The organism is Corynebacterium nasorum (genome assembly GCF_022345765.1).
GTDB lineage: Bacteria > Actinomycetota > Actinomycetes > Mycobacteriales > Mycobacteriaceae > Corynebacterium > Corynebacterium kefirresidentii.
The window spans coordinates 37810-61859 of record NZ_JAKRDR010000016.1 but is presented as its reverse complement, the minus strand read 5'-3'; the positions used below and the strand labels follow the sequence as shown (position 1 = coordinate 61859).

The window sequence follows — 24050 nt, the reverse complement described above, 5'->3', positions numbered from 1 at the left end:
TGTCGCGTGGGTGCAAAATGAGCTCAACGAAACACCCCGACAAATCCTCGGCGGCGCAACCCCACGTGAAATACTTAACGAACTATTCAAGCGTGGCGCATCCACCGCTTGATTCCGCCCTATACGGCGTCGTCGTCGATGAAACTGCCGTTTCCAAGGTCGTTCCTGAAACCAACTCGTTGACCTACCGCGGCTACCCCGTCCAGGAGCTGGCTCGTTACTGCTCCTTTGAGGAAGTGGCTTACCTGCTGTGGAACGGCAAATTGCCAGGCCAAGAATCGCTTATTCGATTCTCCGCCCGCGAGAAGGCCTTGCGCCACCTAGAGCGCCACGTCATCGACCTCATCATGTCCATGCCGCTCTCGTGTCACCCGATGGATGTACTGCGTACCGCCATTTCCTATATCGGTTCCCAGGACCCAGAGGAATACACCAAGGATTCCGAGCATATCCGCCGCACCGCGCTGGAGCTTATGGCCAAGATTCCCACCATCATTGCGCTTGATATCCGGCGCCGCCGCGGCGAAGGCTACATCCAGCCCTCTCGCAAGAAGGGCTTTGCGGAGAACTTTCTCTGGATGGTCTTCGGTGATGAGGAAGGCTCCCCAGCTACCAACCGCGCCGATATCGAGGCCTTTGATAAGTCCCTCATCCTCTATGCCGAGCACTCCTTTAACGCCTCCACCTTCGCAGCCCGCGTGGTGACCTCGACCATGTCCGATACTTATTCCGCCATCGTCGCGGCCATCGGCGCGCTCAAGGGGCCCCTGCATGGCGGCGCCAACGAGGCTGTGATGAAAAACTTCCTGGGGATTGCCGATCCTGCCAAGGCAGAAGAGTGGACCAAAAAGAAGCTGGCGAACAAGGAATTGGTCATGGGATTTGGTCACCGCGTCTACAAAAATGGCGACTCCCGCGTGCCAACAATGGAGGCAGCGTTTAAGGAGCTGGCCGAACAACACGACCAAACTCAGTGGGTTGAGATGTATGACGTCATGGCCAAGACGATGGAGGAAAATACCTCCATCAAGATCAAGCCCAACCTCGACTTCCCGGCTGGACCTGCCTATCACATCCTGGGCTTTGACATTGAATTCTTCACACCAATCTTTGTCATGGCTCGCATCACCGGTTGGACTGCACACATCGTAGAGCAGAACGAGAATAACTCGCTTATCCGCCCGCTATCCGCTTATAACGGCGAGGAGCAGCGTTCGGTCCCGCCGAAGTCCTTCTAAAACGTGTCAGCTCCCCCAGACTCCGGCACCGTCAAGTTGGCCGGAGCGGGGGAGCCGATATTTCTGTCGTGGTTTTTCTGCAGTCGGGCTATGGCTGGATACGCCGCGCCAGGATGTGAATTGCTGCGGTGCAGATAAGGACAGCTAAACCAGCGAAGAAAAACATGCCGGGCCATGGGGCGCCGATTTCTACAGCTCCAAATGATTCAGCGAGAGTAATCACGATGCCATCCGCTAGGAATAAGCCGATGATGATGCCGGCGATTAGCAGGAGCCGAACGAATAGGGAGCTTTGGTTTGCGCTACTTACTACCACACCGATGAGTGCGCCAATGTATCCGGTTATGAGGTGACCACAGGCGAAGCTACCGAAGGTTGCCACGTAGCAAAACGGAAGGCTGGCTTCTACTGCGCCGGGGGTGATTGCCCACGAAGAATTCGCGTACGCACCCGATTGCAGCGCGATGTAGTAAGCGGTCCAGGCGACGGCTCCAAAAATGAGCGCGGCTAGCCACAGTGTCGCGTGCATGCTGCTAAGCCATTGCCGGGGTCGCATCCCTAGGCTGCGCAAGGAACGGTATTCGGTTGCGGCGAAGGCACAGTAGAGTCCCCACATAAAGACTGCGAAGATTCCCCAGCCGGTTGGATTGGCGCCGATGGCAGTGGGATCGCTGGGGACGGCATACGGGAGGACCCACAGCAAAATGACGATGATGCTAATAACGATGAGCGCTTTGGTGGCGCTGAGGTTGAAGGTCTTAAGTAGCTTCATGACTAGGACTCCTCTTGTCGGGGGCGGGCGGATTCAAGGGCGTGGGAAACAAGGGAATCAATGAGCTGGCCGTCGTCGAGGTAGGAAACGGTGACGTGGGCGGCAGCTGCGGTATCCGCTGGAAATGGTACTGGGGACCAGGCATGAACCTTGGTGGTCGACCCTAGGGAGGATTGGTGGAGGGGGAGGGCGTCGGCAAGTGCGAGGGCTTGCTCAACGTTCTTTGCGCTGCCGGTGAGCACGGGGTAATGCGGCCGCTGAGATTCAAGATCTGTGGGCTTATTGACTGTGCCTTCCTGCACGGTAATGACCTGGTCAACCAAACCTACGAGGTCTTCCGCTCGGTGGGAAGAAAGTACGAGCAGCCAATCCGGGGTGGCCGCGGCATGGGCGATGATGAGCTCTCGCAGGCGCGTCCGCGTCGGTGCGTCTAGGCCATTGAAAGGCTCATCGAGGAGGGCAACCGGAGTGCGCGCTGCCAGGGCAGTGGCACAGGCAACTAGCTGGCGCTGACCGGTGCTTAAAGAACGGTTCTTGTAGCGCTTATCGACGCCCAGACTATCCAAAAGCTCCTCCGCATACCCCACGTCGAATCCCTCTCGTACGTGCGCTGCGGCCCGCAGGTGCTGGACCACAGTAGAACCGGAAAGCAAGATATCGGCGCCGGTGCGCGCGATCGCCACCGACGAGGCGTCGATGTTGCCTTTGACGGGCAGGAACCCCGCTACCGCACGCAAGAGAGTGGTCTTGCCTGCGCCATTGGGGCCGATCAATCCGTACATACCGGAGTTGAGATCGAGGTGCGGCACGTGCAGGCGGTGTTTGCAGGTGACGTTCTGCAACTTAAGGTGCGTCATGATGGTCTCCTTCGGCTTCGATGAGGTCAGCGATGTCGCTGGCGCTTAATCCCAATGCGGCCCCTTCTTTCAGAAGGGGAACGATGAAGTCTTCCCTGAGTGATTCTTGGCGTTGACGGCGAACCTTCTCGCGCGCGCCTTCGCGTACAAACATGCCCAAGCCGCGGCGTTTTTCCAGCAGCCCTTCCTCGAAGAGGACGGTGAGAGCCTTGGCAGAGGTGGTTGGGTTGACGGAATGGAACGCGGAAAGCTCGTTGGTGCTGGGGGCGCGTTCGCCCTCTGGCAGTTCGCCACTGATGATCATGTCCCTAATCCCTCCTGCCAGTTGCTGGTAAATAGGCCGGGTGTCACTCATGCTGCGGCCCCTCTGATTCGTGGCATATGATTCCCTTTCCGGTGTATGGGTTAACCACCTATGTGGGTAACCATATAACGAAAGGTGCCCGCGGTCAACGGTCAGCGTGGTGTGAGGCGGAGCTGCGGTGTAATTGTGGGTGTCCCCGTTGTGTAAGTTGTTGAAACAAAAATTTGCAACATTTACAGAATCGCTAACCTTGTTATTACTGGTCGACCTGTAGAAATATCCGCAAGGCGGCTCCGTGGCTGGTAAGTGTGGCGAATTCGGCGTTAAAAAGGGCAGACATTTGAGGGTTAGCCCTCTAAACTGAGATGCGGATCACCCAACAGGAGGCGTTGCATCGCGGCGTCTTCCGAGCTGAAAGGAACACAGAAGTGGCTAATCCCGCGCTTCCATCGTTCAAAAAGATTCTGGTAGCCAACCGCGGCGAAATCGCCGTGCGTGCATTCCGCGCTGCCTTTGAAACTGGGGCAAAGACCGTCGCGGTCTACCCTCGTGAAGACCGTAACTCCTTCCATCGTGCCTTTGCAGATGAAGCCGTCCGTATTGGTACCGAGGGGCAACCGGTAAAGGCTTATCTCGATATCGATGAAGTTATTCGCGCCGCGAAGAAGGCGGAAGCGGATGCTATTTACCCCGGCTACGGTTTTCTTTCGGAGCGTGCGGATCTCGCTCGTGCCTGTGAGGACAATGGAATTAAGTTCATTGGCCCGACCCCATCCACGCTGGATTTGACTGGTGATAAGGCTGCAGCGGTAAGCGCGGCGAAGGAAGCTGGACTGCCGACGTTGCAGGATTCGGAACCATCGACGGACGTCGATAAGCTGGTGGAATACTCCAAGGATTTCAATTTCCCCGTATTCGTTAAGGCCGTCGCCGGTGGCGGCGGGCGCGGCATGCGCTTCGTTGAAACTGAAGACCAACTGCGCGAGAAGGCAGCCGAGGCCTCCCGTGAGGCGGAGGCCGCGTTCGGCGATGGCAGCGTCTACCTCGAGACCGCGGTAATCAAGCCACAGCACATCGAGGTGCAGATTCTGGCTGATAGCCAAGGCAACGTTATTCACCTCTTTGAGCGTGACTGCTCCGTCCAGCGCCGCCACCAGAAGGTAGTGGAAATCGCCCCGGCGCCGACGCTGGACCCAGAGCTGCGTGACCGCATCTGCCAGGATGCGGTGAAGTTCTGCGAGCACATCAACTATGAGGGCGCGGGTACCGTGGAATTCCTTGTGGATGAGCGCGGCAACCACGTCTTTATCGAGATGAACCCGCGTGTGCAGGTGGAGCACACCGTGACCGAGGAAATCACCGGCGTCGACATCGTGAAGGCACAGATGAATATCGCGGCCGGTGCCTCGCTGGAGGATATTCACCTCGCCCAAGACAAGATTTCCATCACCGGGTCTGCCCTGCAGTGCCGCATTACCACCGAGGATCCCAATAACGGCTTCCGCCCGGATACCGGTACGCTGACCGCGTATCGTTCGCCGGGCGGCGCTGGCGTGCGTTTGGACGGTGCAACTTCTGTGGGTGCAGAAGTATCGCCGAACTTTGACTCTTTGCTGGTAAAGATGACCTGCCGCGGCGTCAATTTCGAGCAGGCCGTGCAGCGCGCCCAGCGCGCCCTCAACGAGTTCCACGTCTCCGGTGTGGCCACCAATATCGGCTTTTTGCGCGCCCTGCTGCGCGAGCCGGACTTCACTCAGACCCGTGTGGACACCGGCTTTATCAACGCGCACCCGCACCTGCTCAAGGCGCCGCCCGCCGTCGATGAGTCTGGTCGAATCCTCGAGTACATTGCGGAGACCACCGTTAATAAACCCAACGGCAAGCGCCCGACGGCGCTGCGTCCCTTTGACAAGCTCCCCGAGCTGGACTCTTCTGAGCCGCTACCGCGCGGTTCCCGCGATGATCTGCTGGAGTTTGGTCCGCAGAAGTGGACAGAAAAGATCCGTAAGCAGCACGCACTCATGGTTACGGACACCACCTTCCGTGACGCCCACCAGTCCCTGCTGGCCACCCGCGTGCGTAGTACCGCCTTGGTTTCTGCGGCCGAGGCCGTTGCGCGCATGACTCCGAATCTCTTCTCCGTGGAGGCATGGGGTGGTGCTACCTATGACGTCGCCATGCGCTTCCTCCACGAGGACCCCTGGGTGCGCCTAGACATGCTGCGCGAGGCTATGCCGAACCAAAATATCCAGATGCTCCTGCGCGGCCGCAATACCGTGGGTTACACCCCATACCCGGATTCGGTCTGCCGCGGCTTCGTTCAAGAAGCAGCCAAGTCCGGCGTAGACGTCTTCCGTATCTTTGATGCTCTTAACGACGTCTCCCAGATGCGCCCCGCCATCGATGCTGTCCTCGAGACCAATACCACCGTTGCTGAGGTGGCCATGGCGTACTCCGGCGACCTTTCCTCACCGAAGGAGAACCTGTACACGCTGGATTACTACCTCAAGCTGGCCGAGCAGATTGTGGAGTCCGGCGCCCATATCCTCGCCATCAAGGATATGGCGGGTCTGCTTCGCCCTGAGGCGGCTTCCAAGCTAGTCATGGCGTTGCGCAAGGAATTCGATCTGCCAGTGCACGTGCACACGCACGATACCGCCGGTGGACAGATGGCCACTTACTATGCGGCTGCGCTCTCCGGTGCCGACATCGTCGATGGCGCCTCCGCGCCGCTGGCAGGAACCACCTCGCAGCCATCGCTGTCGGCGCTTATTGCGGCCTTCTCCCAATCCAAGCGCGACACCGGCATCGACCTGCAGGCAGTTTCCGATCTCGAGCCGTACTGGGAGGCCGTGCGCCAGCTCTACGCCCCGTTCGAGAACGGCATCCCTGGCCCGACCGGTCGCGTGTACAAACACGAGATTCCAGGCGGTCAGCTCTCCAACCTGCGTGCCCAAGCCGTTGCTCTTGGCTTGGCGGATCGCTTCGAGGTCATCGAGGACACCTATGCAGCAGTTAACGAGATGCTGGGCCGTCCGACCAAGGTCACCCCGTCCTCCAAGGTTGTAGGCGATCTTGCCCTGCACCTTGTTGGCGCGGGCGTAGATCCTGCAGACTTCGCCGCTAATCCGACGAAGTTTGATATTCCGGACTCGGTTAACCAGTTCCTGCGCGGCCAGCTCGGCACCCCTCCGGGCGGCTGGCCGGAACTGCGCGATAAGGTGCTCGCCGGTCGCGAGGCGACCGGCGCCCAAATCAGCGAAGTTCCTGCTGAGGAGCAGCCACACCTCGAGTCCGATAATTCGGATGAACGCCGCGCTAGCCTGAACCGCCTGCTTTTCCCGAAGCAGTTCGAGGAGTTCAACGAGTTCCGCCGCAAGTACGGCAATACCGAGGCGCTGACGGATACCACCTTCTTCTACGGTCTGACTGAAGGCGAAGAAAAGGTAGTCCACTACTTCCCAGAAGGCTCCACCGATCGCGCCGATCTCAAGCAGGTCGTGGTGCGTCTCGACGCCGTGGGTGAGCCGGATGAAAAGGGCATGCGTAACGTCGTGCTCAATGTCAACGGTCAGATTCGCCCGATGAAGGTTCGCGACGAAAACGCCGAGTCCACCGTCGCCACCGTAGAAAAGGCTGACCCTTCCAACGAGGGCCACGTCGCTGCACCATTCGCTGGCGTGGTTAATCCGACCGCCAAGCCTGGCGACGAGGTAAAGGCCGGCGACCAAATCGCCGTCATTGAGGCAATGAAGATGGAAGCTTCCATCTCCGCCACCAAGGATGGCGTGGTCGAACGCGTGGCCATCGGCCAGGCCACCAAGGTTGAAGGCGGCGACCTCATTGCTGTAATCAACTAATCAGCACACTCAAGCGCCCCGCTTCCTTTGAGTAATCTCTAGGGAGCGGGGCGCTGTGGTGTCTAGTTGTGGTAAAGATCAACGATTTCGTCCATCCAAATGACCGCAACCGTCGACGAAATCCTTGCTCTAGATGGACGAAATCGTTGATTCGCGAGGATGGCGGAGGCTCGCCTTAACCAAGGATGACGGGCAATGCTAACGAGCCGACCAAGATGACAAACGTAACGACGAGGAAAGCTTTGGCCTGCCACCGAGCGTAATTAAAGGACATTCCCGTACCGAAGCGTTTATCTACTAGGACCGCTGGGTCATCAGGGTTGTAGTACATTACACCCCATTTATAGAGGTGGTCATTGTCCGGTGATTCTTTGTCGTCATCGGGAAAGTGGATGCCGCGCAATTGCTCGGATAACCGGGATTGCTTATAGAGAAGAAATACAACTAAACCGATGCTGCCGCCAATGGTGAGAATCAGCATTGTGGTGATCGCGGCGCCGTTGAAGCGTTGATAATGCGGGATAGGGCCGGTTACCTGCATCAGTGCGATCCCGGCGCTGATGAGCAGGGTGAGGACTCCCATTCCGGTATTCGTCACAGCGAGGTTTGCTTCGTTGCGCACCCGAGCTTTAACGTTGCGCTCAGAGCGTGGGGATACCTCACTATGCGCGATAAAAGAGCAGATGATGGTGAATAGGCAGAGCATGCCTAGAGCGGCGAAAGAGGAGAAAAACACGCTCCCAATTGATTTGTCGCTCCAATTGTCGGCCTCCATGGATTCATTCCAGTGCACGGGAACGGGGTCCGGAATGGCGGACCAGTGGGAAGCGACGATGATGGCACCGACCGCGATGCACAGCAGGGAAGAGAGCATGGTTACCCACGGAAAGGTCGGGGTAGGGATGCCGCGGAATTCGGGTGAATCACATGCTTTGGTGAAAACACGGGCAGCGATGCTGGTTTCCACCTCGTTGAACCAGCCGCCCGCCTTTTTAGCGGCGATGATACGGCGGCGTTGGGACGCATAAGCCCACATGCCACCGAGCGCCACCACGAGGGAAGGTAGTGCGGCTAATAACGGCAGTTTCCAGGCAAAGAGGGACATGGCCGTTGCCACGATGCCGCAGCTCCACGTGCGTATCTTGAATCCGGCGAGGGCAGAGGTAACTGCAGAATCGGAAAGGTAAGCCTTCGGTACGCGCACTCCGAGCGGTGTGCCAGGCGAGGCCAGGGAGGGGGCTGTGGCCATGATCCAGGTGATAACGAGGGTGGTGGCGGCCATTAAAAGTGTGAAAATCATGGTGATACTTCCAGGTCATTAAGGGTGGAGCTGAGTCGAGCGTGGAGCTCATCTGGGCTAAAGCCTTGGGCGCGGGCGAGTGCGACTACGCGGCTTAATTGCTCTTCTAGTTGTTTTTCTTGCGCGGCAGTGCGAGCACCAGGCCTGACGATGGATCCGGACCGGCCGGCGGTTTCTACAAGGCCCTCGGAAACCAAGAGGTCGTAAGCCTTCTTTACGGTGGCGGGGTTAATGCCTATATCTTTGGCAACGCGGCGGACGGGATCTAGCTTGTCGCCATCGGAAAGCTGTTCGCGAGCGATAGCCAAAACGATTTCATCGTGAATTTGTTGAAATACGGGGACGTCAGATTCGGGGTTAAGGGTAATGAACATCTGTCACCTCCAATCTCTTTTCTGTATTACTTATAGTAACACAATCTGTATTGCTAGTTGTAATACAAAATGAGATCCCAAAGAAACCCCAGGTATGTGTGACTTAAAGCAGTGACATACCTGGGGTGTTGGGGCAGGGAGACTAGAGGAAAAGGGCTACTGCGATGGCAGCAATACCGTAGCTCCCGCGCATGAAGTAACCGAAGACCTCGGGAGAGAAGGAGGCGCCGAAGCCGCCGGTATCGATGATATTCATGGTGGTCACGCGTGCGGGACGGGAGCGCTTAAAGGCGGCGTAGCTAAGCCCCAAACAACATGCTGCGAGCGTGAAGAGGGACAGCTTCCACACGGTGGCGATGAAGGCGGTGCCAAGAACGGCAGCACCTGCGGTGGCAGCCAGCGGCAGTCCCCAGTCGGGCCACGCACCATCGACGATGCGGCCGAAGGAGGCGGCGCGGCTGGTAGCGGCGCTGACAATGGTCCAAGCGGCAGCGAATCCAATAAGAGCAAGGCTGCCGAGCTGTGGGGCAAGCGCTAGGGTCAGCCCCATGACGGCGACCGCACCGAGAGGGATATACCACCGGCGATACAGGCGCCGGGCAAAGAGGAGACTGAGCGAAGTCGTGGCACGCGAGCGCGGGCGCAGGCGCGCGGATTGGGAGGCGATGGCATCGGCAGAAACCTCAGAATCCAGTAGCCCAAAGGAGGACGAGCCGACGGCACGGGTACGGCCCGCGCGGAGGAGCGAGGCGAGATCGAAGGATCGCCAGCCAATGACAGACCGCAGCAGAGGGAGGGCTATCGCCGCATAGAGTGAAAGGTGCAGTGATGCACACAGAGCAAGGCCGAGGAGGCTGACGCCGGCGAGTTGGGCAATGGACAGCTTATCGACGCCCCGCATGCGCCCCCGCGGTCTATCCGTATAGACCCAACGTCCGAGCGAAAGGCTGCGCAGCGGGTAGAGCGCCTCGAGGAGAACCATGAGAGCGAGCGAGCCGATTCCGGCGCCAATGGTCGCGGTTGCAGGAAGGGTGGCAGCCGTGCGCTGTGCTAGCGAAGGCAGAAGTTCTGCGGCATTGTGCCAAGCGTAGACACTGACGCTCGCGATAAGTGCCGCGATGAAGGCGTAATAGATGGCTGAGGAGGCTGTGGAAAGAAGTTTCATGAGATCTCCACCACCTCGTCGCAGGCATCGAAGATGGCCGGAGAATGGGAAGCGAGCACCACACAGCGGCCATTGGCTGCCAGGTGGCGTAGCTCCTCGGCCAAGAAGGCGGTCCAGGTGCGGTCGAGGTGGCGTTCGGGCTCGTCGATAAGCAGGGCTTTGGCCGGCTGATAGAGCTGGGCCGCGAGGTAGACGCGCTGGCGCTGGCCCGAAGAAAGATCGCTGACCGCAGAACTCAGGATGGCTTGGTCGAGGGCCCAGAGCTCATGGATCTCGGTAAAGTCCACGCCGGTCCGGCGGGATAGCAAACTAAAGTGCTCACCCACGGTGAGATCGGGGAGGAATACTGGGTCCCCGACGGAGATAATGGAACCGGCCGCCTCCGCGCTACCGGGTGCGGCACCGTCGATGAAAACGGTGCCATTTAGTGGGGCAATCTCGCCGCTCAACGTCTGCAGCAGCGTAGATTTACCCGCACCATTCGGGCCTTTTAGGCCGTATACGCGACCGACATCAAAGCTGCGATTTAGGTGCCCCAAGGCGGCGGAATGTCCGTAGTCTGCATCTATTGTCAACATTGTTGCCAGGTTAGCAGACAGGCGGCTGGACCCTGGGGGGGGCTAAAAGCGGCGGAAGAATTTACCTGGGGCAAGCTCCTCGAAACCAGGCAGGGGCGTGGCCGAAGAGATACCGGGGGCGGTCTGCTCGGCCGCGAGGTCGATGGCGTTGTTAATGAGCAGGGTGCGGGCGGCTGGATCGTCGGTGGCGACGACGAGCTCGGGGATTTCTTCGGGATCGAAGGGGGTGAGCCAGGCGGCATCGTCAAGCGGGTGGGCCGAAGGATCGCCCAAGAAAGCTGGGCCTTTGTCAGCGGCGGGGTAGTAGCGCAAAAGCGCGGCGCCGCGGGGAGCAATGGTGGGATCCTCGTTCGCGGACATGGGCAAGGCGAGGACACCGCCGTCCACGATGGGGGACCACTCAGAGATATAAGAAGGGAAGAGGCCCGCGAGATAGTCGCGGTCCTCTTCTTTGGCCAAGCGCACGCCGAGGGAAGAAGCAGTCATTCTTCCAAGGCTAGCGGGGTAGGCTACTTGATTTCCAGCAGCACGCTGCCCTTGGTGGTAGAAGCGCCTGCTTCTACTGCCAGACCGGTAACGGTGCCGGCCTTATGCGCCTTGACGGGATTTTCCATCTTCATGGCCTCGAGAACGAGGAGGACCTCGCCCTCGGCGATCTCTTGGCCTTCTTCCACGTTGACCTTGATGACCGTGCCCTGCATTGGGGAGGTAACCGCATCGCCGGAAACGGCAGCCTTGGCGCCGGAACCCTTGCGCTTTTTCTTTTTCCGTGGGGCGCCGTTGATACCGAAGGACGCGGGGAGGGCTACCTCGATACGGCGGCCGTCGATTTCTACGGTGTGTACCTGGGAAGGCTCTGCCTCGGCAGCCTCGGCATCAGTGGAATCATCGTGGGCGGGAAGCTGGTTATCCCATTCCTCCTCGATCCACTTGGTGTAGACACCGAAGTTGCCGTCTTCTGCGGTGAAAGCTGGGTCAGCAACGATAGCCTGGTCAAACGGGATAACGGTGGGCAGGCCCTCAACCGTGTACTCGGATAGGGCGCGGGCGGAGCGACGCAGTGCGGTCTCGCGGTCTGGCCCCCAGACGATGAGCTTGGCCAGCATGGAATCGAACTGGCCGCCAATGACGGAGCCCTGGACGACGCCGGAATCCACACGCACACCCGGACCGGCCGGCTCGGAGTATTTCACGATGGTGCCAGGAGCCGGCATGAAGTTTGCCGCGGCATCCTCACCATTGATGCGGAACTCGAAAGCATGGCCGCGCGGGGCGGGGTCTTCCTGCAGGGAAAGCTCGTGGCCCTCGGCGATGCGGAACTGCTCGCGTACGAGGTCGAGGCCGGTGGTTTCCTCGGATACGGGGTGCTCCACCTGCAGGCGAGTATTGACCTCGAGGAAGGAAATGAGGCCATCGGCGCCCACCAGGTACTCAACGGTGCCGGCGCCGTAGTAGCCGGCCTCGCGGCAGATGCGCTTGGCAGACTCGTGGATGGAGGTGCGTTGCTCATCGGTAAGGAAAGGCGCGGGGGCTTCCTCGACTAATTTTTGGAAGCGGCGCTGCAGGGAGCAATCGCGCGTGCCGACGACGACCACATTGCCGTGCTTATCCGCCAGCACCTGAGCCTCGACGTGGCGGGCGCGGTCCAGATAGCGCTCCACGAAGCACTCGCCGCGACCGAAGGCGGAGGTAGCCTCGCGGGTAGCAGATTCAAAGAGCTCGGGGATTTCCTCTGCAGAGTAGGCCACCTTCATGCCGCGACCGCCGCCGCCAAAGGCCGCCTTGATGGCAACGGGAAGGCCGTATTCCATGGCGAAAGACTGCACCTCATCGGCACCGGCTACCGGATCCTTAGTACCCGGGGCCATAGGGGCCTCGGCGCGCTCGGCGATGTGTCGCGCGGTGACCTTATCGCCCAAGTTGCGGATGGACTCAGGAGAGGGGCCAATCCAGGTCAAACCGGCGTCAATGACGGCTTGGGCAAAGTCGGCGTTTTCGGATAGGAAACCGTAGCCGGGGTGAATGGCATCTGCGCCGGATTTTTCTGCGGCCTCCAGAATCTTGTCAAAGACGAGGTAGGACTCGGCAGAAGTGGTGCCCCCGAGTGCAAAGGCTTCGTCGGCAAGCGAGGCGAAAGGTGCCTGGGCGTCTGGCTCGGCGTAGACGGCGACGGAAGCAATGCCAGCGTCGCGGGCCGCGCGGATCACGCGAACGGCGATCTCACCGCGGTTCGCTACGAGAACCTTTGAGATCTTTTTGGTTTCTACTGCCACGGCAGCAACCTCCTGAACACATTAGGTTGAATACGCAATCTATTCTTGCACACAAAAGCATGAGTTAATTTTCACGCACGCAAGGGGGACATTTTTGAACAAAAATAAACCCACATCCAGTGTGGACATGGGCTTATACGGCTAAACCGAAAAACTAACGCTCAATCGGCATTTTCACCATATTGCCCCACTCAGACCACGAACCATCGTAGACCTGCGCCTTTGTGAATCCCAAAAGATGCGTGAGCACAAACCACGTATGCGCGGCTTGGGCGCCCACGTGGGAATAGAGAATTGTGGCAGATTCAGGCTCCAACATTCCGTAATTGACCTGAAGCTCTTCGGCCGAGCGGAAGCAGGAGTTGGGGTAGGTGGAACGATCCCACTCGAGGTTAATGGCGCCGGGGATATGGCCGTGGCGCATGGTGGTGCCGTAGGCGGAATCGCCATTGGGATCGTGTTCGGTGGCCTCGCCCGCAAACTCTTCTGGGCTGCGGGTGTCTACGAGCGTGCCTTCGGTCTCGCGCACCTGATCTACGAAGGCGCGCAGCATGGAGTCATCGCGGCTTACCTCGGGATATTCGGATGCTGGGAAGTCTGGAACCATGAAAGAGGTATCGCGTTCCTCGGCCATCCACGCATTGCGGCCGCCATCGAGCAGGCGAACGTCCTTGTGCCCGAAGAGGGTAAATACCCACAGGGCGTAGGCAGCCCACCAATTGGACTTGTCGCCGTAAAGAACAATCGTATCGTCGGCGTTAATGCCCTTCTCTCGCATTAGGGAAGTGAATTCTTCTCCGTCGATGAAATCACGGGTAAGTGGGCTAAGTAGTTCCGTGCGGAAGTTAATGCGGGTGGCAGTGGGGATATGGCCAATGTCATAGAGGAGCGAGTCTTCATCCACCTCAATAACGCGCAGGCCTTTGATGCCTAGGCGTGCGGACAGCCACGGTGCAGACACGAGGCGTTCGGGATGTGCGTATTCCTGGAATGGGGGATAGGGATCAACGTCAGCCACTGTCCGCCTGCCTTTCCTATAAGGGTTAATAATTCGCTCCCACCACTTTAACCCGATTTTTCCCGTGATGATCACTCGGGCATTATTCCTGTGGCCTGAGATACAGGTTTTAACCGGTGATTGGGGCTGCCGGCCGGCGGGGTTAAAGGGAGGGGGGCAGTTGGGCGCGCGGAGGAAGAAGAGCTGGGATAAACTCGGGATATGGTGCGACAACGTGCTATGAACACCACCTATGAAGGGAACTGCAAGTGCACAAGGCAATTGTTGTATTTGAGGTAGAAGGCGGCTCGGATAAAGGCGCAGATGGCCACCGCAAGGACACCATGCCAATCGTCAATGCGATCAAGGAACAAGGCTGGGAGGCAGAGGTAATCTACTTCCATCCGGACAAGTCTGAAGAGATCTACACTCAGGTTTCTGAAAACTTTGATGCCTATATCTCCCGCGTCAACCCCGGCAATATCCCCGGCGGTGAGAAGGGCTACTTCGAATTGCTGAGCAAGCTGGCAGATGCCGGCCTGGTAGGTATGTCCACTCCGGCGGACATGATGGCCTATGGCGCCAAGGACGCACTGGTCAAGCTCAATGACACCCCGCTAGTGCCGGACGATACTGCGGCGTACTACGAGGTGGAAGAGCTGCATAATACCTTCCCCACCTCCTTGTCCTATGGCGAGCGCGTGCTCAAGCAAAACCGCGGTTCCACGGGTGAAGGCATCTGGCGCGTGCGCCTCGCGGACCAGGATCTTGCCCAGTCCGTTGAACCGGGGACCGCACTTCCGCTCGATACCGCTTTGAAGTGCACTGAGGCAGTGGATAACCAGACCCATGACTACAAGCTGGGCGCTTTCATGGACTTCTGTGACCAGTACATTGTGGGCGATAACGGTATGCTGGTGGATATGCGCTTTATGCCGCGCATTGTAGAGGGCGAAATCCGCATCCTGCTCGTGGGCAATGAGCCGGTATTTATCGTGCACAAGAAGCCGGCGGAGGGCGGCGATAACTTCTCCGCTACGCTCTTCTCCGGTGCCAAGTACACCTACGATAAGCCGGAATCGTGGCCGGAACTGCTGGAGATGTTTGATAAGGCGCGCCCCGTTATCGCAGAGAAGCTCGGCGATACCAAGGATGTTCCGCTGATTTGGACTGCGGACTTCATGCTTGATGACGCCCCCGATGGCACCGACACCTACGTCCTCGGCGAGATCAACTGCTCCTGCGTTGGCTTCACTTCCGAGCTGGACATGGGAATCCAAGAAAAGGTTGCCGCCGAGGCGATTCGTCGCGTGCAGGACGCGAACGCCTAGCGCACGCTGTATCCTGCCAAGTAGCCCCACGGGAGACCGTGGGGCATTTTCCTACCATCCCTAAAACATTTTGAGGACCGCATAATGGCTGATAATGACTTCAATTCCGACGGTTTCCCGAAGGATTTTTCCCCGCGCGATTTTTCCGAAACTCCGCACCACCGCGCTGGGGATGTTGCGAAAAACGCTGAGGGAGCCAGCGCTGCCGAGGTGAATGAGACCAAGGAGTTTGGCTCTTTCGATGTAAATGAAACGAAGTCATTTGGTCACACTGATAAGTTTGGTGATTCTGGAAACTCGCGGGATCTTTCCTCTCAGAAGCCAGCCGAGGAGGACAGTTCGACTGCTTCTGCGGCATCTCCAAGTACCGGCAACTCCGATTTCTGGGCCATGCAGTCCTCCGCCGCAGGTCAGGGCGCTGCCTCCCGTGCACATAACCCATTCACGGATTCGGCATCAACGGACGCTGCTGCGAACGGCAACCAATTCGGTTCCGTCCAGTCCACGAACGAGCAACCGGCCTTTGGCGGTTACGCTCAACAGCAGAGCACGGGCCAAGGATTTGGAGAGTTCCCTTCGGTTAGCGCTGCTCCTGCCGATTCTGGCCAAGATCTGGGTAATAAGAACAGTCGCATGAGCGGTGCTCTCAAGAGCTTGGGCAAAAAGGATGGGCTCTTGGGTGGACTTTTTGAATTCGAGTTCAAGCACTTCTTGACCATCACCCACGTGAAGGAAATCTATAAGGTCGCCTTGATTCTTGGCGGGATCATGTGGATTCTGCACCTTCTCGGGGCCTTCTTATTCGCTACCGGCATGGGCATTTATGGCATCCAGGAGGATTCCGCCTCCGCCATCTTCGGAAGCATTTTTGCTTTCATCTTCCTAGCAGTCCTGTGCACCATTATCTACTACGCCTTTATGGTGGCTATCAGGCTGTTCCTGGAAGCCATGGTGGCAAACGTGCGGATTGCCCAAAACACTGGTGATATTCTCGACAAAATGGACTAATCTTTTGCGATGAGTGGCTCGCTGAACAAGGCGAGTAGCACAGCAAGAAACGACACACGCCCCAGCAGATTGAGCTGGGGCGTGTGTCGTACAGCCCTAGGCCTTTTGCGGGCTGGCTAAAGGCTAATCGTAGGTTCCGAGCTGGTAACTGGGAAGATCAACCCACATCTTGTTGAATTCCTCGACTTCACCAGAAATTGGTGCAATGGTGTCGCCTTGTGCCTGCAAGCGCACGGTGTGGTGCGCGGTAATGCCCTCCGCGGTAGAGCGGCTGCGCTCTCCCCAGATGAAGTCGACTTGGTCGTCGGAGACTGGGGTGACGGTTTCTACCTTTTCGAAGACGGACATGTCCCTGGCCGGAGCGCCGTTGACATAGAGGGCGAGCCCATCAACCATTGAGGCGCCGGTGCCTGCCGGACCTTCCACATCGCCCAATGAGCCGCGGAAAATGATCCAGCTAATCGTGGCGCAGGGGTCGTAGGAGTTGTCGATATCGGCGATCCAGTAGTTGAAATCGCTGCCATCGTCAGCGGGCATGCGCCCAGGTGCGGTGCCAGAGGCATAGACCGTGCGCGGGTCGTTGGGCAGTTCTGTGCATGTGCGGTCTTTGCCTTTTTCCTGTTGCTGCGTGGTGGCCTTTTCACCTTTGTCGGTTGAGTCTGACGGGGATGACGCCTTAGTAGCAGCGGCCTCGTCTCCTGCGGATGCTTCAGTCTCGGCCGGTGCTTGGCTGGAAAAGACTGGCTGTTCGGAGGAAGAAGAATCTTCTTGGGAACTGCAGGCGCTAAGCGCTAGTGGCAGGGAGGTGGCAAGTAGTAGGGCGGCAGAGAATCGCCGTAAGCGGCGAGGAGGCACGGCAGGCATGGCGGCTCTCCAAGTCTAGTCGAGGAGGGTGGCGACGCTGTCTGGGTCGGCGTCGGAAAGCATTTGGCGAATGCGGTCGTACTCATCGTCCTCGCCGATGGCCTTAGCGGCATGGCCGAGGGCGGCGATGGCGCGCAGCACGCCCTGGTTCGGTTCGTGGGAGAAGGGGACCGGGCCCCAGCCCTTCCACCCATTCCCGCGCAGGCGGTCCAGGCTACGGTGGTAGCCCGTGCGCGCGTAGGCGTAGGCGGTGATGAAAGCGGCTGGCTCAGCGCCCTCCTGCTGCTTAAGCTCTTGCTCAGCAAGCAAGGCCCACAGCAGCGGAGAATCCGGATGGGCAACGATGCCGGCGGCGAGATCCGAGGTGGAGTCCGCACCGGGATCGGCTGGCAGCTCAATGGGTTTCGGGGCAAGCATGTCTTTCATTTCCATGCCACCCCACTGTAGCGACGCCGGCGCGCAGCTACCAGAAATCGGAGACGTTAAGGTCAAATGAATACAGCGCGCGGCGCACCACCGGCAGGGAAAGCCCAATAACGGAGGAAGGATCGCCTTCGATGCGGTCAATGAACCAGCCGCCCATTGCCTCCAAAGTAAAAGCACCGGCGCACTGGAGTGGCTCACCGGATCGGGCATACGCTGCGATATCGGCTTCGCTGGCGTGGGCAAAGTGAACCGTGGTGGTAGATGTTTCCACATGGCGCCTATCGCCAAAGAGGAGGCAGTGGCCGGTAAGCAGCTCGGCCGTGCGGCCGGCTTGCTGGTGCCAGCGTTCGATGGTGGCTTCCTCGGTGTGCGGTTTGCCTTGTAACTCGCCGCCGAGCAACAGCATAGAATCGCCGCCGATGACGGGCTCGGTGGGGTAGCGCTCGGCCACCTTTTCGGCCTTGGCTGTCGCTAGGGCCGCCACGATATCGGCCGGTGGGCGGCCGGCGAGCGAGGCTTCAAGGGAGCGTTCATCAATGTCGGCCGGTTCCAAGACAGGTTCTACGCCCGCGCCGCGCAAGATGGACGCACGCGAGGGCGATTGGGAGGCGAGGATGAGCCGCATTAGAAGTACCGCACTGTATGGAAAGCGGAGGGATTATAAATGCGCTGCGACCCAAAGCGCTCGAAGCGCTCAGCCGGGTTGCCCCATTCATTGCGCTCGCCGGTAGCACCCGAGTGCTTTGCACTCATCTGCGCCAACACCGTGCGCAGGGCCGCGAGCTCGTCTTCAGTGGGATTGCCCTTTACTACCTTGATTTCAGGCGCAGACATCTCGCCTCCTAAACAGTTCCGTGCTTCTTGGGTACCTGCGCCACGGCCTTGCGCTCTAGCAGACGCAGGCCTTCCACCAGGTAGTGGCGGGTGGCGGAAGGCTCGATGACATTATCGGCCAGCCCGCGCTCCGCAGCGGCATACGGGTGCAAGAAGAGCTCGTCCATCTCTTCTTCCTTTTCCTCAGAGCCATAGATGGCCAGGGAAGCCTGGGAGGCTTGGGTGACGGCAATTTCTGCGGTGGGCCACGCGTAGACCAGGTCCGCCCCCAGGTCTTTTGCACCCATAAATACGTAGGCCGGGCCAATAGCCTTGCGGGTAATTACAGTGAGCTTGCCGACGCTCGCTTCGGCCTGCGCATAGGCAAACTTCGACGCCCTACGAAGCAGGCCTGCCTTTTCCTCTTCCGGGGTAGGCACAAAGCCTGGGGAGTCCACGAATTCCACGATGGGAGTATTGAAGGCATCGCACGTGCGCACGAAGCGCGCGGCTTTTTCTGCGGCGGCGGAATCCAGTGCACCGGCCAATGCTAGCGGCTGGTTGGCAACGATGCCGACGGTGCGGCCATCGATGTAGGCAAAGCCAGTGACGATATTTTGGGCCGCTTCTGCAGAGAGTTCGAAGAATGACCCCTCGTCGACTACAGCCTTAATGACATCGTTTATGTCATAGGCCTGCGCGGCGGTATCCGGGATGACGCTATTGAGATCAAAGTCCGCGACGCTACCGGCATCCACACGCGGCGCCTCTGCGCGGTTATTGGCGGGGAAGTAAGCCAAAACGTCGCGCACGAGGGACAAAGCCTGCTTGTCGTCGCTGGCCACCAGGTGAGCGGTGCCGGACTCTGCGTGGGCTGCGGCGCCGCCAAAGGTCTCTGGCTCCGCGCCGGCCACGTGGCTGGCAGCCTGGTGGAGGGCGGTGCCTTGGGTGACTATGAGGACATCAGCAAACGTCGGCGCGAACGCCGCAATGCCGCTGGTATTGCCCGCGATAACGGAGATCTGCGGAATGAGGCCCGAGGCTTGGGAGACACGCGCCATGAGGCGGGCGTATCCAGCCATGGTGACGATGCCTTCTTGTACACGCGGGCCGGTGGATTCATAAATGCCGATAACGGGAACACCGGTCTTGATGGCGAGGTCATAAATCTTGGTGAGCTTTTCGGCATAAACCTCACCCATCGTTCCATCGAAGATTTCTCCGTCCTGGCTAAAGACGCATACTCGGCGGCCATCGATGGTGCCGTAGCCGGTAACCACGCCATCTGTATAGGGGCGGTCATGCTCGCGGCCGAAGTCGGTGGAACGGTGGCGGGCCAGTGCGTCCGTTTCCACAAAGGAGCCCTCATCGAGCAGCTGCGTCACGCGGGTGCGGGCGGCCGGCTCGCCTTCTCCCAGCGGTGCGCGGGACTCGGCAAGCTTGGCGTCCAGGTCCTCGATCTTGCCGGCGGTGGTTTTCAGGTCAGTCATAGGCCCCCACACTACTAGCGCACCCCGGTCAATGCGGAATGAAAGGCAGCAAGAGCGAGGAGTGAAAATCGTTTATATGGTACTTGCCACCGCACCGTGGACTAAGCATTAAGCCTGGGAATTCCTTGAATGGCACCCCGCTCGCTTACCCTATTGTGGGGGTGGTGACCAGTGTAAACATTTTAGGGCGCTGGGCAGGTGAGCGCTAATTGTTGCACCTCAAGGGAGGTAAAAAGATTAGAAAAGTTTTCATTCAACTATTGATGTGAGTCTTGTAATCCCTTATTATTATCTGAGTCTTCATGAATGTTTCCCCTGTTTTTTAACGATCTATTAAGGACGGTCTTCTGGTGATTAAAAAGGGACTGCGCTTGCTCGCACCGCTCGCCGTAGCGGCTCTCTTCACGCCAGTGGCGCACGCGGGAGATATTCCCCCGATGCCGCAGGCATATCCCATTTCCAACCTCTATAAGAGCTGCAGTGCCGCTGGCGACAATGTCGAGCGCGAATGGCGCTTTGCAGAAACCGGCCGCCGCTACATGAGCGATGGCACCCTGCAGTTCAAAAACACCACCAATCAAGAAGTGCCCTACACCGCCGAGGTAGAAACCGGTACCAATCACGAGATTGATGCCAATTCTAAGGCCAAGCTGCCTTCTGGTTGGGACACCACCGCCAAGTCCGATATTGGTCTGAAGATGACCAATGGTTGGCGCGATAAAGAAACTTTCGGCCCAGTGAAGCTGAAGCCGGGTGAGTCCTTCCGCGTCGAGTACGGGGTCATCGAAAAGGACTTCATCTCCATGTTCGTGGGCTGCAATGATGACCGCCTGGAAAACATTCCGGGTGCCAACGTCATCCGCGGTAAGGGCCCGGCCGAGCGTTACGCCTTTGCCTACATCATTAAGGCAGATGGCTCCGTGTCCGATCTGGCCATGGAAATTCCTTCCCGCTCTCCGGGGGCAAACTCCAAGCCGATCGAGGGTAACTACACCTCCGTATCCGGCCCGAGCCTAGAAAAGATTGCCGATCCTAAAAAGGATGAGATCATGCAGCCGGCCGCGGAACTGCAGCGCGATCCATCCTGGCCAAAGGAAGGCGATAAGTGTGAAGCTGGCGATACCTCCTGGTACCCGCTGGACATCACCGCTGTAAAGCCGACCTACCGCAAGGCCGGCTACTCCACCGACTTCCTCAACTGGTCCAAGGGCGATTATGAATTCGCCCCAGTGACTGACTTCGTCGTTGGCGCCGAGCACGCCCCGTACACCAACTGGCAGGGCAACCGCGGCGATATTCCGAAGGGCTGGCTGGAGTCCGTCGGTGCCGTAAAGCGCGCCTACATGCCGGTCGGCACCGAGCTCAAGCACGTTGACCTCAAGCCAGGCGAGCGCGTGCGCGTGGAGTATGGCACCACCATGACCCGCATCAACTACCGCGAGATTCACTGCGGCAAGAGCGGAAACTACGACCTCACCTCTAACTACAAGCAGACCTCCGCCCCGAGTGGGTTCTGGGCAGAGGCCAAGATCACCGATAAGGCCGGCAATACCCGTACTGAGGACGTCACTCCGGACGAATTCCGCGACCTGCCGGTTCCGACCCAGACCATCTACTAAACCCCACCACACCTACACAAGGAGAAAGTTCCATGTTCAAGTCCAAGATTGCTTCTACCACCGCGGCTCTCGCCGTTGCCTCCGGCCTGATCTTCGCTCCGGCCGCTAACGCCCTACCACAGCGCGACCTAGGCCCAGCTAACCCGACCACCATCGGCGAGCGCTGCTCCAACCCAGGTGACACCGGCCAGACCGTAAAGATCAAGCGCACCTACTTCGACGGCTCCGCTGGCTCTTGGACCGTGTCCAACTACAACGATGAGCCTTTGCCAGTTACCCGTTCTATCAAGGAGACCAAGACAAAGACTTGGAACGTGTCTGCTGGCGTCGATTTCAAGCTGTTGGATCTCATTAATTTCACCTTCTCTTCCAGCTACACCGATAGCCAGTCCTACGAGGTAGGCGAGCAGGTTGGTCCGTACAACATTGCTCCGGGCAAGACTGCCGTGCTGCGCGCCGGTTGGGTTGTTTCTGATTTCGAAGGTCAGAAGACCGTGTGTGGCTCCGACCACAAGTGGCAGGCTAATGGCGGCACCTTCACGGCTTCTCTGCCGAAGGAACGCCACGTCGAGGTTTCCACTCGTGACAACAACGATTGGGGCTAATCGTGAGCAAGACGTCCATCGCTAGCGTCCTCGCGGCGCTGAGCCTGGTGGCCGCTCCTGTTGCCCACGCCGCTGATTTCGGTGGGGACTTCGAGCTGCCCCAGCGCTGGAACGAAGATTATAAGCCGGGCACACATTGCTCGACGCCGGGTGAAAACGGCACCTACGTCACGGCAAAGCGCCGCTGGTTCAAGCAGACCGACGCCACGAGCGTGGCTAATCGCAATGCCGAGGAAGTGCCGGTCAAGCACACCGTCACCAAGGCCCGCACCCAGACCATCGAGGTCTCCGGCTCCGTTGAGGGTACCGGTGATCTGGCCAAGGTGTTGACCAAGACCTACGGCTTCAACTACGTCAGTGAGCAGCACTGGAAGCTAAACCAGGTGGTTGGTCCGTACACCCTGCCAGCGAATTCGCAGGGCAAGCTGGTGTGGGGCTTTACCATGCTCGATACTGACGGTCAGGACGTTCGTTGCAACTCTGACCAGCAGTGGGAAGCCCAGGGCAAGCCGTACTCGGCCTCCGTGCCAGAAGCGCGCTACTCTGAGCTGCGCTTGGAAGACGCCCCTGAGTGGAACTAATACCCCATTAAGGAAGCGCCTCGCCAATCTGAAAGGACTGGCGAGGCGCTTTTCTTTCGGCTAGGCGCTTTCGGAAGCTTGAGTCGAGAGGACAGGGGTTAGGCAGGTAGCCAAGCGTAGCCATAAGGGCCGAGCTCCACTGGGCCGAGATCGATGGAGCGATCGCTGAAATTGTGCAGGCACAGCAGATCGCCGCGTTGGTAACCAAGGACGGCCTCTTCGCCGGTCTCAACCGGCTCACACGGCGCGGTACCGAGATCAGAGTGGGCATGGCGCTCGGCGATCATGGAGCGGACGGTGTTGAGCAACGAGGCGGCGTCCTCAACTTGGGCGGCCACAGACGTTCCGCCTACAACCGGCAGCCGGGATGGTGCGTTGATGCTGAAACCGGAGTGTTCGGAATCGTCCCACTGCATTGGGGTGCGCACCGCATAGCGGTCCGGCAGCGAGGTGTCATCGAGCATGCCAATCTCATCGCCGTAGTAGATAAACGGTGCGCCCGGCAGGGTCATCAATAGGGAGAACATCAGCTCCACCTTGCGGCGGTCGCCGTTCATCAGCGGCATAAGCCTGCGGGCAATACCCACGTGCGCGCGCATACTGTCTTCTGGCAGGTACGCCTGGTACATCAGATCTCGCACGGTATCGTCCACCATTTCCAAGGTGAGCTCATCGTGGTTGCGCAAGAAGGTGCCCCACTGGCAGCCTTCCGGTAGGGAAGGCAGTTCGTCGAGGATGGAGTAGACCGGGGTGGCGTCGCCAAGCGCCAAAGCCTGATACAACCGCGGCATGACCGGGAAGTTGAAGACCATGTGGAAGCGCTCGCCCTGGCCGTAGAATTGCATGGTTTCGGCCGGCGGCTGGTTGGCCTCCGCTATGAGCACGGCTTCCGGGTAGTGCGCGTCCATGAAGGAGCGAATCTTTTCCACAAACTCGATGGTCTCCGGCAGGGATTCTCCGCCTACACCATCGCGCTCAAAGAGATAAGCAATAGCATCGAGGCGCAGGCCGTCTAGGCCCTTATCCATCCAGAAGGACAAGATTTTGAATACTTCCTCCTGCACGGCCGGGTTATCGTAGTTCAAATCCGGCTGGTGGGAGTAAAAGCGGTGGAAGTAGTACTGGCCGCGCTTTTCATCCCAGGTCCAATTGGAGGTTTCCACGTCAGTGAAAATGACGCGGATTTCGGGGTAGCGCTCGGGGTCATCGCCCCAGACGTAGAAATCGCCATAGGGGCCTGTGGGATCCGTGCGGGAGGCCTGGAACCATGGGTGATCGGAGCTGGTGTGGTTGAGCGCCAAGTCCGTCATGATGCGCATGTCACGGCGGTGCAGCTCCGCAATGAGCTCTTCAAAATCCTCCATCGTGCCATAATCTGGGTGGATGGAGTAGTAGTCCGCAATATCGTAGCCATCATCGCGCAAGGGGCTGGCATAAAACGGCGACAGCCACAGGCAGTCCACGCCGAGCCATTGAAGGTAGTCCAGCTTATCGATGACCCCGCGCAGCGTTCCTACCTCCTTATCACCATCGGCCTTAAACGAGCCGACGAGGGCCTGGTAGAAGACTGCATTGTGGTACCAGCTCATGAAAGG

Annotated in this window: 22 protein-coding genes and 1 pseudogene; 7 read left to right on the top strand and 16 right to left on the bottom strand. The window is 58.9% G+C overall.

Annotated features, from left to right (window positions below; genetic code table 11):
- Positions 1-92 precede the first annotated feature (92 nt).
- Positions 93-1238: a bifunctional 2-methylcitrate synthase/citrate synthase gene (locus MHK04_RS10285; RefSeq protein ID WP_239227059.1), complete on the top strand. Its 1146-nt coding sequence runs from the start codon at positions 93-95 to the stop codon at positions 1236-1238.
- 88 nt (positions 1239-1326) lie between these two features.
- On the opposite strand, the gene MHK04_RS10280 is transcribed toward MHK04_RS10285, so the two are convergent.
- From MHK04_RS10280 to MHK04_RS10270, 3 genes are read right to left on the bottom strand one after another with little or no spacing between them, the layout of a single operon-like run.
- Positions 1327-2010 (bottom strand): transglycosylase, encoded by a 684-nt coding sequence (locus tag MHK04_RS10280; RefSeq protein ID WP_200288184.1) that lies wholly within the window; start codon positions 2008-2010, stop codon positions 1327-1329.
- 2 nt (positions 2011-2012) lie between these two features.
- The gene (locus tag MHK04_RS10275; RefSeq protein ID WP_200288182.1) at positions 2013-2867 is read right to left on the bottom strand and encodes an ATP-binding cassette domain-containing protein; all 855 of its coding nucleotides are present in this window, start codon (positions 2865-2867) and stop codon (positions 2013-2015) included.
- A complete protein-coding gene (locus tag MHK04_RS10270; RefSeq protein WP_200288180.1) occupies positions 2854-3222 on the bottom strand; it encodes a GntR family transcriptional regulator in 369 nt (122 codons plus the stop codon). The genes MHK04_RS10275 and MHK04_RS10270 overlap by 14 nt, the downstream gene beginning before the upstream one ends.
- A 377-nt stretch (positions 3223-3599) precedes the next feature.
- Between MHK04_RS10270 and MHK04_RS10265 the strand changes: the two genes are divergently transcribed.
- On the top strand, positions 3600-7031 hold the full coding sequence (locus MHK04_RS10265) for a pyruvate carboxylase (protein WP_200288178.1): 3432 nt from the start codon (positions 3600-3602) through the stop codon (positions 7029-7031).
- 253 nt (positions 7032-7284) lie between these two features.
- Here MHK04_RS10265 and MHK04_RS12365 read toward each other — a convergent pair.
- The 7 genes and pseudogenes from MHK04_RS12365 to MHK04_RS10230 all read right to left on the bottom strand — a co-directional run.
- A pseudogene (locus MHK04_RS12365) lies at positions 7285-7905 on the bottom strand (DUF1648 domain-containing protein); the annotation flags it as partial.
- A gap of 422 nt (positions 7906-8327) precedes the next feature.
- Positions 8328-8705 (bottom strand): GntR family transcriptional regulator, encoded by a 378-nt coding sequence (locus tag MHK04_RS10255; RefSeq protein WP_200288174.1) that lies wholly within the window; start codon positions 8703-8705, stop codon positions 8328-8330.
- A 142-nt stretch (positions 8706-8847) separates the two neighbouring features.
- Positions 8848-9870 carry an ABC transporter permease gene (locus tag MHK04_RS10250; RefSeq protein WP_239208599.1) on the bottom strand — a complete coding sequence of 341 codons (1023 nt, stop codon included), beginning with the start codon at positions 9868-9870 and terminating at the stop codon, positions 8848-8850.
- Complete coding sequence (locus tag MHK04_RS10245; RefSeq protein WP_239208601.1) at positions 9867-10448, bottom strand: ABC transporter ATP-binding protein; 582 nt, start codon at positions 10446-10448, stop codon at positions 9867-9869. Before MHK04_RS10245 ends, MHK04_RS10250 begins: the two co-directional genes overlap by 4 nt.
- 42 nt (positions 10449-10490) lie before the next feature.
- Complete coding sequence (locus tag MHK04_RS10240; protein ID WP_239208603.1) at positions 10491-10934, bottom strand: hypothetical protein; 444 nt, start codon at positions 10932-10934, stop codon at positions 10491-10493.
- 23 nt (positions 10935-10957) lie between these two features.
- Complete coding sequence (locus MHK04_RS10235; RefSeq protein WP_239208605.1) at positions 10958-12721, bottom strand: acetyl/propionyl/methylcrotonyl-CoA carboxylase subunit alpha; 1764 nt, start codon at positions 12719-12721, stop codon at positions 10958-10960.
- 154 nt (positions 12722-12875) lie between these two features.
- A complete protein-coding gene (locus MHK04_RS10230; protein ID WP_239208607.1) occupies positions 12876-13739 on the bottom strand; it encodes a sulfurtransferase in 864 nt (287 codons plus the stop codon).
- 248 nt (positions 13740-13987) lie between these two features.
- Between MHK04_RS10230 and MHK04_RS10225 the strand changes: the two genes are divergently transcribed.
- Positions 13988-15049 (top strand): Cj0069 family protein, encoded by a 1062-nt coding sequence (locus tag MHK04_RS10225; RefSeq protein ID WP_023020693.1) that lies wholly within the window; start codon positions 13988-13990, stop codon positions 15047-15049.
- Positions 15050-15133: 84 nt separating this feature from the next.
- On the top strand, positions 15134-16057 hold the full coding sequence (locus MHK04_RS10220; RefSeq protein WP_239208609.1) for a DUF4282 domain-containing protein: 924 nt from the start codon (positions 15134-15136) through the stop codon (positions 16055-16057).
- Positions 16058-16180: 123 nt separating this feature from the next.
- Here MHK04_RS10220 and MHK04_RS10215 read toward each other — a convergent pair whose 3' ends face one another.
- Genes MHK04_RS10215 through MHK04_RS10195 form a run of 5 tightly spaced genes read right to left on the bottom strand, consistent with a single transcriptional unit; the run spans position 16181 to position 19650 of the window.
- Complete coding sequence (locus MHK04_RS10215) at positions 16181-16921, bottom strand: hypothetical protein (protein WP_239208611.1); 741 nt, start codon at positions 16919-16921, stop codon at positions 16181-16183.
- Between the two features lie 15 nt (positions 16922-16936).
- Positions 16937-17353: a DUF3151 domain-containing protein gene (locus MHK04_RS10210; protein WP_034655777.1), complete on the bottom strand. Its 417-nt coding sequence runs from the start codon at positions 17351-17353 to the stop codon at positions 16937-16939.
- A gap of 31 nt (positions 17354-17384) precedes the next feature.
- Positions 17385-17972 carry a Maf family protein gene (locus MHK04_RS10205; RefSeq protein WP_023020697.1) on the bottom strand — a complete coding sequence of 196 codons (588 nt, stop codon included), beginning with the start codon at positions 17970-17972 and terminating at the stop codon, positions 17385-17387.
- On the bottom strand, positions 17972-18181 hold the full coding sequence (locus tag MHK04_RS10200) for an acyl-CoA carboxylase subunit epsilon (protein WP_239208613.1): 210 nt from the start codon (positions 18179-18181) through the stop codon (positions 17972-17974). The genes MHK04_RS10205 and MHK04_RS10200 overlap by 1 nt, the downstream gene beginning before the upstream one ends.
- An 8-nt stretch (positions 18182-18189) precedes the next feature.
- Complete coding sequence (locus tag MHK04_RS10195) at positions 18190-19650, bottom strand: acyl-CoA carboxylase subunit beta (RefSeq protein ID WP_023020699.1); 1461 nt, start codon at positions 19648-19650, stop codon at positions 18190-18192.
- Between the two features lie 350 nt (positions 19651-20000).
- On the opposite strand from MHK04_RS10195, the gene MHK04_RS10190 reads away from it, so the two are divergent.
- The 3 genes from MHK04_RS10190 to MHK04_RS10180 are packed head-to-tail and all read left to right on the top strand — an operon-like array spanning position 20001 to position 22455.
- Positions 20001-21269 carry a hypothetical protein gene (locus MHK04_RS10190; protein ID WP_239206243.1) on the top strand — a complete coding sequence of 423 codons (1269 nt, stop codon included), beginning with the start codon at positions 20001-20003 and terminating at the stop codon, positions 21267-21269.
- Positions 21270-21301: 32 nt separating this feature from the next.
- Positions 21302-21874, top strand: a complete 573-nt coding sequence (locus MHK04_RS10185) for a hypothetical protein (RefSeq protein WP_049383651.1) — start codon at positions 21302-21304, stop codon at positions 21872-21874.
- 2 nt (positions 21875-21876) lie between these two features.
- A complete protein-coding gene (locus tag MHK04_RS10180) occupies positions 21877-22455 on the top strand; it encodes a hypothetical protein (protein WP_049383652.1) in 579 nt (192 codons plus the stop codon).
- Positions 22456-22553: 98 nt separating this feature from the next.
- Here the strand turns inward: MHK04_RS10180 and MHK04_RS10175 are convergent, their stop codons facing one another.
- Positions 22554-24044: an alpha-amylase family protein gene (locus tag MHK04_RS10175; protein ID WP_049383653.1), complete on the bottom strand. Its 1491-nt coding sequence runs from the start codon at positions 24042-24044 to the stop codon at positions 22554-22556.
- Positions 24045-24050 lie beyond the last annotated feature (6 nt).